Source organism: Kamptonema sp. PCC 6506 (genome assembly GCF_000180455.1).
In the GTDB taxonomy this organism is placed as follows: Bacteria; Cyanobacteriota; Cyanobacteriia; order Cyanobacteriales; family Microcoleaceae; genus Kamptonema; species Kamptonema formosum.
In genome coordinates, this window is sequence record NZ_CACA01000021.1 from 1 (window position 1) to 17090 (window position 17090).

Annotated in this window: 15 protein-coding genes; 9 read left to right on the plus strand and 6 right to left on the minus strand. The window is 41.7% G+C overall.

Features of this window, described 5'->3' with window-relative positions; genetic code table 11:
• The 5 genes from OSCI_RS01090 to hetL all read left to right on the plus strand — a co-directional run.
• Nucleotides 1–1467 (plus strand): sensor histidine kinase (locus OSCI_RS01090; protein ID WP_039961486.1); only part of this gene is annotated, 1467 nt, incomplete at its 5' end.
• A gap of 241 nt (nucleotides 1468–1708) precedes the next feature.
• Nucleotides 1709–2983 carry a hybrid sensor histidine kinase/response regulator gene (locus tag OSCI_RS01095; RefSeq protein ID WP_007352985.1) on the plus strand — a complete coding sequence of 425 codons (1275 nt, stop codon included), beginning with the start codon at nucleotides 1709–1711 and terminating at the stop codon, nucleotides 2981–2983.
• 250 nt (nucleotides 2984–3233) lie between these two features.
• Nucleotides 3234–4976: a putative bifunctional diguanylate cyclase/phosphodiesterase gene (locus OSCI_RS01100; RefSeq protein ID WP_007352986.1), complete on the plus strand. Its 1743-nt coding sequence runs from the start codon at nucleotides 3234–3236 to the stop codon at nucleotides 4974–4976.
• A gap of 58 nt (nucleotides 4977–5034) precedes the next feature.
• Entirely contained in the window at nucleotides 5035–6027 is a 993-nt protein-coding gene (locus OSCI_RS01105) for a DUF6745 domain-containing protein (protein ID WP_007352987.1), read from the plus strand.
• 49 nt (nucleotides 6028–6076) lie between these two features.
• Complete coding sequence (gene hetL, locus OSCI_RS01110; RefSeq protein ID WP_007352988.1) at nucleotides 6077–6793, plus strand: heterocyst differentiation pentapeptide repeat protein HetL; 717 nt, start codon at nucleotides 6077–6079, stop codon at nucleotides 6791–6793.
• A 135-nt stretch (nucleotides 6794–6928) separates the two neighbouring features.
• Here hetL and acsF read toward each other — a convergent pair whose 3' ends face one another.
• A complete protein-coding gene (acsF, locus tag OSCI_RS01115; protein WP_007352989.1) occupies nucleotides 6929–8005 on the minus strand; it encodes a magnesium-protoporphyrin IX monomethyl ester (oxidative) cyclase in 1077 nt (358 codons plus the stop codon).
• A 279-nt stretch (nucleotides 8006–8284) separates the two neighbouring features.
• Here acsF and OSCI_RS01120 point away from each other — a divergent pair, with 279 nt between their 5' ends.
• The 3 genes from OSCI_RS01120 (at nucleotide 8285) to OSCI_RS01130 (ending at nucleotide 11569) form a co-directional block, all read left to right on the plus strand.
• Nucleotides 8285–9052 carry a heme oxygenase (biliverdin-producing) gene (locus tag OSCI_RS01120; protein ID WP_007352991.1) on the plus strand — a complete coding sequence of 256 codons (768 nt, stop codon included), beginning with the start codon at nucleotides 8285–8287 and terminating at the stop codon, nucleotides 9050–9052.
• 189 nt (nucleotides 9053–9241) lie between these two features.
• Nucleotides 9242–10639, plus strand: coding sequence for an oxygen-independent coproporphyrinogen III oxidase (gene hemN, locus OSCI_RS01125; RefSeq protein ID WP_007352992.1), 1398 nt, complete (start codon nucleotides 9242–9244; stop codon nucleotides 10637–10639).
• Nucleotides 10640–10720: 81 nt separating this feature from the next.
• Nucleotides 10721–11569, plus strand: a complete 849-nt coding sequence (locus OSCI_RS01130; protein ID WP_007352993.1) for an acyl-CoA desaturase — start codon at nucleotides 10721–10723, stop codon at nucleotides 11567–11569.
• Between the two features lie 56 nt (nucleotides 11570–11625).
• On the opposite strand, the gene OSCI_RS01135 is transcribed toward OSCI_RS01130, so the two are convergent.
• Nucleotides 11626–13035, minus strand: a complete 1410-nt coding sequence (locus tag OSCI_RS01135; protein WP_007352994.1) for a hypothetical protein — start codon at nucleotides 13033–13035, stop codon at nucleotides 11626–11628.
• A 177-nt stretch (nucleotides 13036–13212) separates the two neighbouring features.
• On the opposite strand from OSCI_RS01135, the gene OSCI_RS29445 reads away from it, so the two are divergent.
• Nucleotides 13213–13419, plus strand: coding sequence for a hypothetical protein (locus tag OSCI_RS29445; protein WP_007352995.1), 207 nt, complete (start codon nucleotides 13213–13215; stop codon nucleotides 13417–13419).
• 446 nt (nucleotides 13420–13865) lie between these two features.
• On the opposite strand, the gene OSCI_RS31215 is transcribed toward OSCI_RS29445, so the two are convergent.
• The 4 genes from OSCI_RS31215 to OSCI_RS01155 form a co-directional block, all read right to left on the minus strand.
• Nucleotides 13866–14057 (minus strand): DUF2949 domain-containing protein, encoded by a 192-nt coding sequence (locus OSCI_RS31215; RefSeq protein WP_026103768.1) that lies wholly within the window; start codon nucleotides 14055–14057, stop codon nucleotides 13866–13868.
• 347 nt (nucleotides 14058–14404) lie between these two features.
• Complete coding sequence (locus OSCI_RS01145) at nucleotides 14405–14608, minus strand: hypothetical protein (RefSeq protein ID WP_007352997.1); 204 nt, start codon at nucleotides 14606–14608, stop codon at nucleotides 14405–14407.
• A gap of 261 nt (nucleotides 14609–14869) precedes the next feature.
• Complete coding sequence (locus OSCI_RS01150; RefSeq protein WP_007352998.1) at nucleotides 14870–16042, minus strand: asparaginase; 1173 nt, start codon at nucleotides 16040–16042, stop codon at nucleotides 14870–14872.
• A 98-nt stretch (nucleotides 16043–16140) separates the two neighbouring features.
• A complete protein-coding gene (locus tag OSCI_RS01155) occupies nucleotides 16141–16815 on the minus strand; it encodes a response regulator transcription factor (RefSeq protein ID WP_007352999.1) in 675 nt (224 codons plus the stop codon).
• Nucleotides 16816–17090 lie beyond the last annotated feature (275 nt).

Genomic DNA, 17090 nt, shown 5'->3' on the forward strand with positions numbered 1-17090 from the left:
TCAACATCACTTGACCTGGGTACAATTATGAAAGCAGCGCAGGCGTTATCTGGGGAAATTGTTCTCAGCGAACTGCTAGGTAAATTAATGACCATTCTCATAGAAAATGCTGGCGCTACTCGCGGGTCATTGCTCACCAAACCAACTTTTTCATCTAACCAAAGTGAGAATCAGTGGGTGATTTCAGCCAACGGTATCGTGGAAGGTAACGACCTCAATGTATTGACCAATCCTCAACAACCAGAAGAGGAAAATACTTCTATTCCTTTACTAGGAAATGCAGTTCCAGCCGCGATTATCAACTATGTTGCCCGTACTAAAGAAACAGTAGTTTTAAACGATGCCAGCCACGAAGGAATCTTCAAAAAAGACCCCTACATTCAACAAAATCAGCCCAAATCAATCTTGTGTACGCCCCTGCTCAATCAAGGTCAACTTACAGGGATTATCTATCTCGAAAATAACTTGACAACCGTTGCCTTTACCGCTGACAGACTCACAGTCTTACAAATGCTATCGGGACAAGCTGCAATTGCCATTACCAATGCCAAACTTTATGCAGAAGTCAATCAGCTCAATCAAAATTTAGAACAAGCTAACCAACAACTTGCAGCATATTCGGAAACCCTGGAACAGAAAGTTGAAGAACGAACTGCTGAATTAAAAACAGCTCAAAAACAAATAGTAGCCTCAGAAAAACTCGCCTCCCTTGGAGCCCTCACCGCAGGTGTTGCCCACGAAATTCGCAACCCCCTCAACTTCGTCACTTCTCTTGCTACTCTCTCAGAAGACTTAACATCTGAAATCGCAGAACAAATAGACCGCCAATCCCACAATTTAGACTCAGAATCCCTGGAATTAATTAATGAAAACCTGACTTATCTTAAGCGCAACGTATCAGAAATTAACGAACAAGGGCAACGCGCTAACAGCATTATTCAAAGTATGCTCTTGCACGCTCGCAGCGACGGCAGTAACCGCCAAAAAACTGACATCAACGCCCTCGTCGCTCAAGCCCTACAATTAGCTTACCACAGCATTCGTGCCAAAGATAAAACCTTTAATCTTACCATTGAAACCGACTATGACAAATCAATTGAAGAACTAGATGTCGCCTTTTCTGACCTCAGCCGCGCCTTAATTAACATCATCGATAATGCTTGTTATGCCTCGCATATTAAACAGTTTAAAATGACTTCAGATTTCACTCCCACTGTTTCTATTACCACTAAAAATCTAGGCACTGCAATAGAAATTCGCATTCGTGATAATGGCATCGGCATTCCCAAGGAAAATCAACAAAAAATATTCCTCCCTTTCTTCACTACCAAGCCTCCCGGACAGGGAACAGGTTTAGGTTTATCCATCACTCACGATATCATTGTTGGACAACACCGAGGCAATTTGGAAGTGCAAACTGAACCTGAAAATTACACCGAATTTATCATTACTTTGCCCAAAAGTTAAATAATTTTTAGTGCATGATAAGCTGTCGCGCATTTAAATTGTATATTCTCTGCGGGCTTTCTGGCCCAACCTCTACTCCCCACAAGACTTTGATTTTTTTTGACAGACAATTTAAATGCCGCCACAGCTTATAGGTTTTAAAACATCACATCTAATTTAATCCTTTACAAATTTTAAACAACCCGCTATAGTAAGCTAATGACCCTAGTTATTTTTACCAGAGGATACAGGATAGCTCCCCATGACAGCCAAAATCCTAGTCGTCGATGATGAACAACTTTTAGAATACGTCATTCAACAAAGATTCCGGCAAAAAATTAGGGTCAAAGAAATTGAATTTGTTTTTGCTCACAATGGCAGAGAAGCCTTAGAAAAAATTGCAGAATCTCCACCCTTCGATTTAGTGCTAACAGATATTAATATGCCCGAAATGGATGGGCTAACTTTACTAGAAAAACTCTCAGAAATCGATAATACATTAAAAGCAGTCGTCATCTCCGCCTATGGAGATATGCAAAACATAAGAACTGCCATGAACCGGGGAGCCTTTGACTTTTTGACAAAACCTATTGATTTTCAAGATATGGAAATCACTATCCAAAGAGCCTTAGAAGCAGTTACACAAGTCAGACAAAATTTAACAGAACTCCAACAGGCGCAAACCCAACTCATTCAAAACGAAAAAATGGCTTCCGTCGGCCAGTTAGTTGCCGGAGTTGCCCACGAAATTAACAATCCCATTAGCTTCATTTTAGGAAACGTTGAACACGCCGAAAACTACTTTCAAGAATTGATAACTGCCCTCAACATTTATCAAAAATACAGCTCCATAAATAATCCAGAAATCAAAACTCAAATTGAAGCTCTTGACCTTCCTTTTATCTTAGAAGACTTGCCGCAATTGCTCAATTCTATGAAAGAAGGGACTGAGCGCATTCGGGGCATCAGCATTTCTCTGAGAACTTTTTCGCGGGCAGATAGTACATCTAAAGTTCGTTTCAATATCCATGAAGGAATTGATAGTAGCTTATTAATTTTGAGACATCGACTCAAAGCAAACGATCACAAACCCGAAATTCAAGTGATCAAAGACTATGGAGAAATTCCACCATTAGAGTGTTATCCCGGACAGCTAAATCAGGTATTTTTGAATATCATTGCTAATGCCATTGACGCATTGGAAGAATGGAATATAGAGCGAAGTCGCGATGAAATTAAGGCGAATCCTAATAAAATTACGATTCGCACTTTCCTTACCGATGAGAGCGAAAAGATGATCGAGGATAATTCCACTTCTCATGTTATAATTTCTATTGCTGACAACGGGATGGGAATGACAGAAGAGGTAAAACAGCGGGTATTTAACCACTTATTTACTACAAAATCTGTGGGTAAAGGGACGGGATTGGGATTGTCAATTTCACGGTCTATTATTGAAGAAAAACACGGGGGATGGCTCAGTTGTAACTCTGCACCTGGCGACGGAACTGAATTTATTATTGAAATTCCCACTTAAGGGCTGGGAACTGATAGAATCAGGACTTACGCACGTCAAGGGCAGAAACCAGGTTTCTTCGCAGATATCTAGTGAGAATCTTCAATTTTTCAGAGAAACCCGATTTCTCTGCGTAAGGACTGAAAATGATGAGTTTTCTGTAGAAGCAGTGCCTCCATGCCTGCCCCAAATTTACTTACGAAGCAACCACAGGGGGATTGCCCCTACAAGAGAATGAAACTCCTAGCTACTTGCTAACAAGAGCAATTCCATGACAGCTAAAATCTTAGTAATTGATGACGAACCACTTTTAGAATATGTAATCCTTCAGCTATTTCGGCATCAAATCAGCACTCAAGAATTTGAGTTTGATTTTGCAACTAATGGAGTCCAAGCTTTAGATAAACTGCAAGCTAATGGCTCCTTTGACTTGGTGCTAACAGATATTAGTATGCCCGAAATGGACGGTTTAACTTTGCTAGAGAACCTGCCAGCTATTGACCCGACGCTCAAAGCTGTAGTAGTTTCAGCTTACGGGGATATGCCAAATATTAGGACAGCTATGAATCGGGGTGCTTTTGATTTTTTAACGAAGCCGATTGATTTTGATGACTTAAAAATTACCATTAATAAAACTTTAGAGTTTGTGCGACTTGCTAGGGAAAAAGAGCGGCAACTTACTACAGCCAATGAACAAATTCGCTACCAAGCATTTTACGACGAGCTGACGGGTTTGCCTAACCGTAATTTGCTTTTAAAGGAGATGCGTAGCGGTATAAATACTATCGTAGAATCTGGTCATCTAGAAGCTATTTTATTTCTAGCTCTTAACCGCTATCAAATTGTTAAATATGGCTTAGGTCATTCTAGAGGAGAGCAGTTGCTAGTAGAAGTAGCGCGACGTTTAGAGGCTTGTGTTCTGAATGCGAATCTAATCGCAAGAGTGGGAGAAAATACCTTTGCGATTTGGCTAGCAAATATTACTAATTCTCAGTTAGCTTTAGATGCAGCAGAACGCATCCGCCAATCTTTAGAAAGGCCATCTAATTTGAATGGAACTGCGGTTTTTTCTAGTATTAGTATTGGCATTGCTTTAAGTGCAATTGATACAGAAGATGCGGAAGATTTGCTGCGGGCGGCTGACGCGGCTACCCATGAGGCTTTTGTTCGGGGTGCTGGTAGTGCCGTTGTATTTAATGTTGATATGCAGTCGCGAGCTTTAAAACAACTTCAGTTAGAAACTGACTTGCAAAACGCCATTAATTTACAACAGTTTTATCTTAATTATCAGCCAATAGTCTCTTTTGCGACAGGTCGGATAGTAGGATTTGAAGCTTTGGTAAGATGGCGACATCCTTCACGCGGGTTAGTTCCTCCGAGCGAGTTTATTCCTGTAGCGGAAAGAACGGGTTTGATTGTGGCATTAGGGGAGTGGATACTGTCGGAAGCAGTGGCTTGTTTAAGTAAATGGAAGTTAGAATTTCCTAATTATTTGCCTTTAAATATGAGTGTGAATTTATCTGGTCTTCAGTTATTTGCTCCTAATTTGTTACCGCTATTAGACTCGCTTCTACGAGTGCATAATTTGAAGGGCGAATTTTTGAAGTTAGAGATTACTGAGAGTGTTTTAATGGAGAATGCTGAGGCGGCGGCTGACGTACTAGAGCTATTGAAAACTCGCCAATTTAGGGTTTGCTTGGATGACTTTGGGACGGGATATTCAAATTTATCTTATTTACAATTACTGCCGATTGATACTCTCAAGATTGACCGCTCTTTTGTTAATTGTATGGAGGAAGGAGGGAAAAAATTGGCTTTGGTAGGGGCAATTTTAAATCTAGCAAGTTCTTTGGAATTAGAAGTAATTGCGGAAGGAGTGGAGACGGAAGAGCAACTAATCATGCTCCGTGCTTTGGGATGTCATTCCTATCAGGGGTACTTTTTCTCGCGACCTTTGGAGGAGGAAGGAGCTGTTGCTTTGTTGAGGGCTACAAGTCTTTTAAGCGATACTTAAAGGGGTATATTTATGGTAAACTTCTATCAATGATATCTTCAGACTAGGGTATCTCTCCATGTCAGAAACTAAAATTGATAAACTAACTCCTGAACAAGAAGCATTAATTCCAGTATATCAAGAAAAATGGCGGCGAATCGCGTTTTCCACTGAGCCCATAAATCGCGAGAAAGCGGCAAAAGCGGTAAATTTTGCTTATACTGCAATTGGGATAAAAGAGCCAGAAATTGTTTTTTTTGATAGCCCAAATGCAGCTTTAAGGCAATTGAAAATTCGACCTTGGTCTCAAAGGGGATTTGAACTTTTTGGAGAATTGCGAAACCAACTAGAGCTTCAACAGCGTTATCAATTACAAAAACAACTACAAAATCAACTATGGCATCAACTGTGGGATCAATTTGCTCCTCAAGAGGAAAGCCAACTATACAATATTGGTAGATCTATTGAAAATGCTTATAGAGTAAGTGATAGCAATTGGTTTGATTTTTGTATTACTGTCTTAAATTGTGTTCACAACGCAATAAAATGGGAAGCGCTTCAATTGTTAGTCAATAATTGTGGGTGGATTTTCCCTTTTGAATATGTTTGTGGTGTCTGCGCTCGCCCTCGCATCCTCTCCTTCGACAACCAACACCGCCTCCACGCCGAAGGTACACCCGCCATCCAATTTGCAGACGGATACAGCCTCTACTCTTATCACGGAGTCACCTTACCTGATAAATACGGAAAACTGCACCCTCACCAATGGCAATCTCAATGGCTTTTAGAAGAAGAAAATGCCGAACTTAGGCGAGTGCTAATTCAGGGAATAGGTTACAGTCGAATTTGTCAAGAATTAGAAGCTGTTGAATTAGATACATGGCACGAATACACATTATTAAGAATTGATAAAAATCTTGATTTTGAGCCGATTAATATGTTAAAAATGACTTGCCCAAGCACCGGACACACTCATTTTTTGCGAGTGCCACCTGAAATAAATTCTGCAAGAGAGGTAATTAAATGGGTGAATTGGGGAGTCGATCCAGAGGACTTTTCGGTGCAGACTTGAAAGTGCGATCGCATTTTACTATTCAGATCGCAAGCTAAAGGTAATAAATATGAACGTTGATGATGTTTTAAAGCAATATTCTACAGGAAAACGAAGTTTTCATCAGGTAAAATTACAAGAAATTGACTTGTTGAATGCCGAGCTACAAGGTATAGAGTTCGATCGCGCCGACTTGCGCCAATCCCGCCTTGGTAAAACCAATTTTACTCAAGCTAGTTTTCAAGAAACAGACTTAAGCGAATCAATTTTGTGGGGAACAGATTTGACTGAGGCTAATCTGTATCGAGCCGTGCTACGAGAAGCGGATCTCAGCGGTGCAAAGCTCACAGATGCCAATTTGGAAGAAGCAAATTTGATGAAAGCCTGTTTAAGCGGTGCAAACTTAGTGCGTGCAAAATTATTGCGTGCGATTCTATTTGAAGCAGATTTGCGATCGACTTCTGACCAGATTACCGATCTAGGTCAGGCAATTTTGACTAATGCAGACTTGTCATATTCTAACTTAAGTGGAGCTCTTTTATATCAGGCAAATTTGGATGGTGCAAAGCTTTGTCGCGCTCATCTAAATGAGACGATACAGCAGCGCTTTTTAGCCACTAATTTGAGTGAAGCTAGTTTACAAGGAGCCGATCTTAGTTATGCTGATTTGAGTGGCGCTATTTTACGCAAAGCTAATTTACGCGGTGCGGATATGACTAGAACTATTCTCACGAATACGGATTTAGAAGGAGCGATTATGCCTGATGGAACGGTTTATTCTCGGTAGAGGATGTTACCTTTTCTCCATTGTTATTAACTTTAAGCTCGAACTTCCAATGAGGCGGGGGTTAAAAACCCCGCCTCATCAGCTTAAGTACCTGGCTGCTTTCTGCGATCGAGAGCAAGTTTCATGTAGAGGCAATTAATGCACCATTCCCCGCGTGGCCTCTGCATCGATCGGCTTAATCAAATAAAGCCGTAACAGATGCCCAACAATCGACAATTGTAATGGCAACTTACGCAGCACTTTTAACCACTTCGGCTGAGAACTTTGATTGATTTCTGACATTTTCAAATTCAAATCCGAACACTTGTGCAGCCGCTCGAAAAACTCTGGATGATCTGTATTCAAAATAGAGGGAAAAGCACGGGCAGAAGTTTCATTAGTTTTGCGAATTACCTGAGCATCAAACTCTGTTGCATCAATCCCCAAGGTATCATAAAATCCCGTTCTTTCATGCACTGTCAGCGTGTGAGTTGCAAACACTGAAAGCAAGAAAAAGCGACTCCATAAACGAGATTGCCAAGTTTGCCAAAGGGAAGGTTGCGATCGCAACAAAGCCTTAAAAATATCCCCATGTCGATTTTCATCCTGACACCAACTCTCAAAGTAGCGGAATAGCGGATAAAACTGGTTCTCAGGGTGCTTTTCCAGATGGCGATAAATAATGATGTAGCGCCAATAGCCAATCTTTTCTGACAAATAAACCGTGTAAAGCACCCATTCGATCGGGAAAAATGTATAAACCCGGTGCTTAGTCAAATAGCCCAAATCCATCGTACAGCCAAAATCGCCCATCGCCTTGTTCAAAAATCCAGCATGGCGAGCTTCATCCCGTGCCATCAGACTAAACATCTCAGCTAACAGGGGGCTGCGATCCTTCAATTTGCGCGACAATTCCTTAAATAACAGAAACCCCGAAAACTCCGAAACGCAGGATCTCTCTAAATAATCCACAAATGCCTGCCGCGCCTCTCCCGTAAGATTAGTCTCTTTGCACAAGCGGTTAAATTCCTCATCCCGCACGAAATGATGGCGGTTGTAGTCGGCCCGCATTTCTGTCAGCATCGCCTGTAACTCAGTCTCCTGGGCAGATAGATCCAATTGTGCAGTCTTGTCAAAATCTGTTGTGTAAAACCGAGGCGTAAGAATTGTTTCCTTGATTGCCTTCTTGGATGCCGCAGTTTCCAGAGCGGGCTTAGCCAGAGAATTCACCATAATGCTTTAACATCGTTTGTATGCTCAATAGCTATCAAGCTATATCACTCCATACCATTTGTCTAGCGTTTTTACGATGCCGCCACAAAAAATTACACTTCGCAAACAAAAGGTTAAGTTTTACAAACAGCTTGACATTCATCACTCGATAACTATATATATTTAATTGGTCTGCTGGTTTGCAAGCGATCGCGAAATTAACCTTTTGGGGGTTCCCCAACTTCTAACCTCAGCAGGCATCACCGAACACAACTATTCTGAAAAAACGAGGTATTTAAAATGAGTCAAGATTTAGCCCTACGCTTACGTGAAGGCACCAAACACTCCCACACCGCCGCCGAAAACACCGCTTACATGAAATGTTTTCTCAAAGGAATAGTCGAGCGAGAACCCTTCCGTAAATTATTGGCAAATTTGTATTTGGTCTACAGCACATTAGAAGGAGAACTGCAACGCCACCAAAATCATGAAATTGTCGGAAAAATTTATTTTCCAGAACTCAATCGTACAGCCAATTTAGAGAAAGATTTAGCCTTTTATTACGGCAACAACTGGCGCGAACAGATTGTACCTTTACCCGCACCCGCTGGTAAAATTTATGTCGAGCGCCTCCAAGAAATTGCTAGCACCGATCCCGTACTCCTAATTGCCCACGCTTACACCCGCTACATGGGCGATCTTTCCGGTGGTCAAAGCTTGAAAAAAATCATTCGCTCAGCATTGAAATTACCCGAAGATCGAGGTACAGGACTCCATGACTTTGAGCAAATTCCTACTGTAGAAGCTAAACGGGAATTCAAAGAAAAATATCGTCAAGCACTTGATTCTTTACCGATCGATCCGGCAACCATTGAACGCATTGTCGATGAAGCTAATTATGCCTTTCAACTGAATCGCGATGTCGTCCATGAATTAGAAGACGATGTAAAAGCCGCCATCGGCGATCATGTCTTTGATTTACTCACACGCCAAGATATTCCCGGTGCAACAGAACGGCCGCATCACGGAGCACCTAAAGAACTCGCAACCACTGAATATAGCATTTAGGAAATGTAAACGGATAACTCTGCGATCGATTAGTGTCAAACAAATTAATGTAGGGGTGGGTTCATCAAGCAAGATATTAACTAGAAACCAGAAAGCCATAAAACTCGCCCCTCATCCTAATTTATTTCTCGAAATTCCGCCATCATTCACTACAACAGCCATCCATCAACAAAAAGGAAAAATTTATCCATGATCCATACATTACCTACAGTTCAATTCGATCCCGCCTTACTCCGCAAATACGACCAACCAGTACCCCGCTACACCAGTTATCCACCAGCAACAGAATTAAAACCAGAGTTTGACCAGATTGATTTTAGAGCAGCAGTCGCCGTTAGTAACTATAAAAAAACGCCCCTATCGCTCTACTGTCATATTCCTTTTTGTGAAACTGCCTGTTATTTCTGCGGTTGTAATACTGTCATTACTCAACGCAAAGAAATTTCCGAACCTTACCTAAATTATTTGCTTCGCGATATTAGCCAGATGGCAGAGTTGATTAGTCGCGATCGCACAGTTCAACAAATGCACTGGGGCGGCGGGACACCTAATTATCTGTCTCTCAGTCAAGTTGAAACCCTGTGGACAGCCATTAATCAACATTTTAAATTCGATCCACAAGCAGAAATTTCCATTGAAGTAAACCCGCGTACTCTTAATCGCAACTACGTTCTATTTTTACGCGAACTAGGATTTAATCGGATTAGTTTTGGCATTCAAGATTTCAATCCGCAGGTACAGGAAGCCGTAAATCGGATTCAGCCAGAAGATCTCTTGTTTGATGCTATGGGTTGGATTAAGGAAGCCGGATTTGAAAGCGTTAATGTCGATCTAATTTATGGTTTGCCCCATCAAAATCTGGACACATTTCGTGATACCATTAAGAAAACCATTAAACTCGATCCCGATCGAATTGCCGTCTTCAATTTTGCCTATGTACCTTGGTTAAAACCCGTACAACGTCGCCTTCCCGAAGAAGCATTACCCCAAGCTGCTGAAAAACTTGATATTCTACAAATGACAATTGAGGAATTAACTCAGAATGGGTATCAATTTATTGGCATGGATCATTTTGCCAAACCGAATGATGAACTATCAGTAGCTCAACGAGAAGGACAACTGCATCGCAACTTCCAAGGCTATACTACTAAACCAGAATCCGATCTAATTGGATTTGGGGTCACATCAATTAGTATGCTTAACGATGTGTATGTCCAAAATCACAAAAAACTCAAAGATTTTTATCTAGCAATTGACCAAGGAACTTTACCAATAGAACGAGGAGTTAGGCTCAATCAAGATGATATTGTGCGTCGCACTGCGATCATGGAATTAATGTGTCAATTTGAACTCTCAAAAGATGATTTAGAAGAGAAATATCATCTGCGTTTCGATCAAGGGTTTGATGAATATTTTTTGGGTGAGCGTTCGGAACTTGAAAAACTGCAAGCTGATGGACTGCTTCAAGTTTCTCACAATCACATTCAGGTGACACCTGCTGGACGATTACTAATTCGCAATATTGCTGCTGTATTTGATGCTTACCTGCAAAGTAAAATTACAGCCAATTTCTCCAGAGCAATTTAAGAGCAATACATAAGAAGGGGAAACTTTCAAATCCCCTTTTTAGGGTGTTGAGATATCTGTGGTGTAGTTGAGGAAGTATTAATGACATTGAATGATTTGTCGATATCACCGGAAGAAAGACCCAATTTAGATTGGATAGCTGTTGCATTTTTTACCAGTATTCATGGTCTAGCATTACTAGCTCCCTGGTTTTTTTCCTGGTCAGCATTAGGTGTAACTTTGTTTTTACACTGGTTTTTTGGTAGTATTGGTATCTGCTTAGGTTATCATCGCTTGTTAAGCCATCGCAGTTTTCAGGTTCCCCAATGGCTGGAATATACGATCGCGATTATTGGTGCTTTAGCACTTCAGGGTGGGCCGATTTTTTGGATTGCCGGACACCGACTGCACCATGCCTTTACCGAAGATGAAATCAAAGATCCCTACTCTGCCCGTCGAGGATTTTGGTGGAGTCATATGTTGTGGATTTTCTATCCCTATTCAACATTTTTCGACTATGAAAAGTATCAGCGCTTTGCCCCTGACTTAGCACGAGATCCGTTTTATCGTTGGCTGAATCGCAACTTTTTACTGCTGCAAATTCCTCTGGCACTGTTACTTTATGTAGTAGGTGGATGGTCTTTTATTATCTGGGGTATGTTTGTGAGAGCGGTTCTGCTTTGGCATAGTACCTGGTTCATTAATTCTGTTACTCATCTTTGGGGATATCGTAGTTTTGAAACTAATGATAATTCCCGTAATCTTTGGTGGGCGGCAATTCTCACCTACGGCGAAGGCTGGCATAACAATCATCACGCTCATCCTAATGTGGCAAAAGCTGGTTGGCGTTGGTGGGAAATTGATATTACTTGGTGGGCAATTTGGTTAATGAAGAGTTTGGGATTGGCGCGGAAAGTTATTATGCCGCCTGTTCCAGTGACGGATAAGTAGTATATAATAACGATCGGTTGACGGGATAAAAATGTCAACCGATCTGTAATATGCTCTCAAGAGTTTTCACTATCTTTTTGAGTCTTTTTAGACTTCTTAGAAATCCTCTGCTGAGAAAATATTCGGCAATTATTTATATCAGAATTCTCTTGAGCGATTATCTGAGTATTTGACATACTTACTAAATTATATTGAACATTTTCCCCATAAATAGTTAGAGAAATCTGACAAATTTCTAGAAAGTTAATAAACCACTGGCAGTCATCCTGCTTTTCATCTTCATAATACTGGATTAATCGGGCAAGACAAACTTCTAAATGTAGCCGCGAATGCTGAGAAATTAAAATCAACTTCAGCAATAAAATCCCCAAATTTAAAGGATTTCCTTGAGAAGCAAATATTCTAAAAATTGCCGAGGGTTTACCAGAATTTTGAATGGTTAAGTATTTAATTAGATAATTGCAAGTTCTAAGCAATAAATTATTATTAAATTTTTCTTCATCATTTTCGGGGGAAATAACATTAAGCCTGTTAGTTAATTTAGTTTGAATGATTTTCACTAAAACACTATTTTCAACTAAATAAAATAAATATTGAATTAGAGATTCTTTAAACTGCTTGTAGCTTATATTTTGGCTTTGAGCTATAAAAATATTAGCTAACCTGGGATAACTTAGAGAACCTCTGTTTACCAAAATCATTTTAATTAAATTCAGAGCTTCATCGCCTAAAAGTGTGGGATTATGGTAAATTATGTGCTTAAATGCAGGGGATTGACAGCGAGATGTGTACATTGCGAGTTCAAACTTGTACTGCTCTTTTATCTGCTGTGCTAAAATTCTAGCAGCTTGACGTTGTTCTTCTGAATTTGAGGGGTCTACATATTGAGTAGCTAGTAAAAAAGGGGTGTAGCGGCTAGTCCAATGAGTTTGAGCAACATCATATTTAGATACAAATAGCTGGATTTCTTGGTAGTCTTTGCTTTGCACAAAGTTGATTAGCCAAACTTTGAGTATTCTCAGAGGATGATCTAAAGGGGGCTGGCTTGACCGTTCTTTAGCAATAACTTGAACTAATTCGAGAGAGAGTTGGTACTGCTTCTGAGACATCCAGTTATTTAGTAAGATGTAGCAGCAACGCTTAAATAAATTTTTATACTCTAATTCATTTTTCACCAAAACTATTGTATGGACGGCGTGAATCACTTCGGAACTTACGGGAAGAATTAGCGCAATAAATAAATTTTTAAATTCTTGAAATACTAAGTCTGGGGTACTGGATTTTACGCTTTCAATAAAAAATTTGTAGATGGTTTCTTGAGCGCTATGAACATTCAATTGAACATTATTTAATTTAACTAATTCTTGATTTGGATTGCCCTCAGATAATGTATTATGCGCTATTGAGGGCGACAGAACTTTTGACTCTTTCGTGTTTGCAGAAGATAAAAAGTCCTGAGATGGCATAGTGTCCTCTATCAGTTGAATTGAGTTCTTATTATTATATGGCGGCCTCTAGTTTTATGTCGAAACCCTAAATTTTATTATATGGATATGACGGACTCTGGTTTCCTCTCAAATGGCTAATATGAGTATTTCATTTTTGTGCTGCTACACTTAATATCTTTAAACTTTATATAATAATTGAAAATCAATATAGTAACTGTTTTATTTCAATTAGAAAAATGGTTGAGTGCAGAAATAAACCCGCAAAACTACTTGGGATTGGGGGGGGGAGTGCTATCTGTGGAGAGGGGAAATCTATCTAAATTTGGAGCTAGCCTTGCTCTTGGGAGTTTAACAATACTACTTGACCCTTTGCGATCGCGATTACCATCGCGATCGCACTAGGTAATTATGACTAAAATTCCTAAATTCCCAACTCTTACCCAATATTGGCGATCGCTTACCCAAACGGTTGCAGGTTTGAGCGTTTATGATGGCAGACCGCTATAGCTAGAGGACATTTGCAGACGATCTAGCCAAGGTGCAAGCACGGACTTATGATGATATGGCTAGAAAATAAAGGGAGCGATCGCTCCCTTTATCGATTTCAAGTATTTACGATGAATCAGGCTTTTGTAACTGGAGTGAACCTGTGATGTTGCCTACAGATTTACTTAAGTCTTAAAATCGGACTTAACTAAGTCTTAAAATAGTAGGTTTTTAAGTCTCTTTTTTAGAGTCGTTTCTTGATTTAAAAGATTTAATGCTATCCGTCGTAATAAGTAAATCCACCTAATTAAACATAAGATAAGGATGGCTAAAAAGCTGACTGGAAGTTCCTGACCATTGAACTAAGCAGTTGCCATCCAATCCCAAATTCGCTCTAGCTGTTGTGTGGTCACGAGCCCGTACTGCCATAGAACCATCCCAAAAAGATTGGGGCTATCTTCACTCCGGCGCTCGGCAAGTGCGATCGCAGAAAGAGGAAGGGCTAACTCTTCGAGTAAAAATTGCTTAAATAGATTGATTTTAGTAGTGTTCATGGCTTCACCCAAAAATTTGTTATTTGTATCTCCAACGCCGACTGAACCGATCTCGGTAAAATCTAGAATATCTAAATGCTTTATATAAAGTTCTCGCTCTCCAGACTGAAGCCCTCTCCATCTAGAGAAATAACTTCTGCTTGAGGCTAAGCCTACCTTGAGATGGGCGATCCCCACTCTTTCAACCAAAGCTAAGTTTAAATATCAAGCCCACAGTAAGTTTAAATACTTAGCAGAGACTTTTAACTGAATTGAAAACTGACGTATAGCAGTTGCCAAGGCGATTAGGACACGATTAATTGCTGGAACCCGGTGATTCTATTCCCTTCTTCCCTAGTCCCTAGCCCCTAGCTATAGTTAGCCTGCGCCAATTCCAGCGACTCTTGCTTTACTCTCCCCGCCATCGCTGCTAACTGCAAACTCATATAAGCATTCAAATCTTCCAAGCTGTAACTAGCTGAGAGCAATAATTGACCTATGAGCTTTTCTGCTTCTACTGTGAGGCGGCCAGTGGTCAGAGCTTGTTGGGCAATTTCGCGGATGGGAATCATGGGAAAACCTGCTTTTGCTTTACATAATCAGTATCAAGGTTTTCCCTGCCTAGCTCAGTGATGCAAATTTCCTGTCTCTGTGATGATTTGAGTGCTGCATAGTGATTCGGCATCCAGAAAGCTGTGACATCGATCGCTAGCAGCATATCTATCCATGCCTGATGCTGACACGGATACTAGGATTGAATGAAGAAGATTTTGGTTTTCCTAGCATCCACACGACCTAAGCGATGGGTTTCCGTTTTCGAGCGTTTTAGGAACCTAATAGGTATAAAACATCTCCTGAAGTTTTTGCGGATCGCTGGTAATTGTCAAACCTAGCATTAACAGAAGGCGAGCTTTTTGAGGAGTCAAATTATCCGTAACAATAAAGCCATTTTCATCATCTTTCTCTTCCCCATTTCGCACCACTCGTCCTGCACCCGTGCGCGAACTCCGCGCAATAATTATCCCTTTTTTGCTGGCTGCGATCGCGGCTGGCTCCAACTGCACAGAAATACTGCCATCCCCAACTCCTGCATAGACAATGCCTTTTGCACCATCGGCGATCGCAGCATTGAGCATAACGGGGCGGTTGTTGCCATAGCCATAGATAATGTCAACTTGCGGCAATGAAGTGAGGGTGTTGACTTCAAAGGGAGTTGCTACGGTGTGTTTGCGAATCGGCATTCTATAGAAGTAAGGTTTGCCCAACTCAACATAGCCCAAATAACCCATATCATGCGCCTGAAAGGTGTTAAGGCTAGTAGTGTTCGTTTTCGTTACTTCGCGTGCCGCCGAAATTTGGTCGTTAAGGCTGACAAACACGCCTTTGCCGACTGCTTCGGGACTGCCCGCGATCGCCACCGCATTATACAAATTCAGAGGCCCATCGGCACTGAGAGCCGTAGCCGGTCGCATCGCTCCCACCACCACCACAGGCTTTCTACTCTTGGTAACTAAGTTGAGGAAATAGGCAGTTTCTTCGAGCGTATCTGTCCCGTGAGTAATTACCACCCCATTGACATCAGGCTGTGCCAAAACTTCGTTAACGCGCTTAGCAATTTTTAGTAAGCCTTCGTTAGTCATGTTTTCGCTAGCAATTTGCAGCACCTGCTCGCCTGTAATATTGGCAATATTTTTTAGCTCTGGTATGGCTGAGATTAGACTTTCAACGGGCAGCTTTGCAGCCTGATACCCTACAGTTGTAGTAGAAGTTGCACCTGTGCCGGCGATCGTTCCTCCAGTCGCCAGCAGCACAACTTTGGGTAAGCGGGGCGATGGTGCGGGTGTGCTCGCAGGCGCAGGAGATTGAGCAATGGTTGGGGTGACAGGCGCGATCGCTAGAACTTGAGGGGCAGATGGCGATCGAGAGTTGGCGATCGCGGGCAGGATCGTTAGACAACAGATAGTCAGCGCTGCCAATAAAGCAGGAATAATTTGCTTTTTATTCATAAAAAATCCCCTGAGATTGGTTTAGTCTCTGGAACGACAGAGCCAGCATAGCCCGTCTGTTTATATGACTTGGTATTCTTAGGAACTTTATGAGTTGGTCAATCTACCAAATGATGTTCCATTGCAAAGCGAACCAACTCAGCACGGTTAGTGCGATCGCTTTTCCTCAACAAACTGCTAACATACTTTTCCACAGTGCGATGACTCAGATGAAGGCGATCGCCAATCTGAGCATTAGAAAGCCCATCTGTCAATAGCTGCAAAACATCTTTTTCTCGCTGAGTCAAACTCAGAGACTTCTCAGTAATATCTGAGTCTCCCCCGCCCCCCCGCTCCCCCGCTCCCTCGCTCCCCCGCTCCCCTGCCCCCCCGCTCCCCTGCCCCCCCGCTTGGGCAATCAAAGCATAGCGATCCAGCAAAGAACGGATCACAGCACCTAGTTCTTCCAACTCAAAGGGCTTTCGCAGATAGTTATCTGCCCCCAACTGATAGCCCCGAATCCGTTCCTGGGTACTCGTGCGTTCCGTCAAGAAAATTACCGGCAATAGGCGGAAAGCAGGGCGAAGCCTAACTCGCCGCACAAACTCATAACCATCCATTTCAGGCATAGTAACATCAGTAACGATGAGGTGGGGCTGATATTCCTCCACCAAACCTAGAGCCTGTTTCCCATTCTGCGCCGTGATTACCGAGTAGCCGCAAATTTCCAAGTAATCGCCAATGGACAGGCGCGTTCCCAAATCGTCATCCGCAACAAGAACCGTCAAGGGCATGGCGAGAAGTATAAGAAGGGGCTAGGGGCTAGGGGCTAGGGGCTAGGGAAGAAGGGGTTAGGGGCTACGATGCTCAGGGCTAGGGAAGAAGGGAAGAAGGGGTTAGGGGTTAGGGTTTGGGGGCTGGGGAAGAAGGGGTTACGATGCTTCGATGCTCCTATGCTCAGGAAGAAGGGAACAAGGGACTAGAATCAAGGATTTTAGGAAAGCAGAACGTCATAACTGCCTTGGCAGTTGATATAAAAATTAAGAATATAAAATTAAAAATTAAAAAT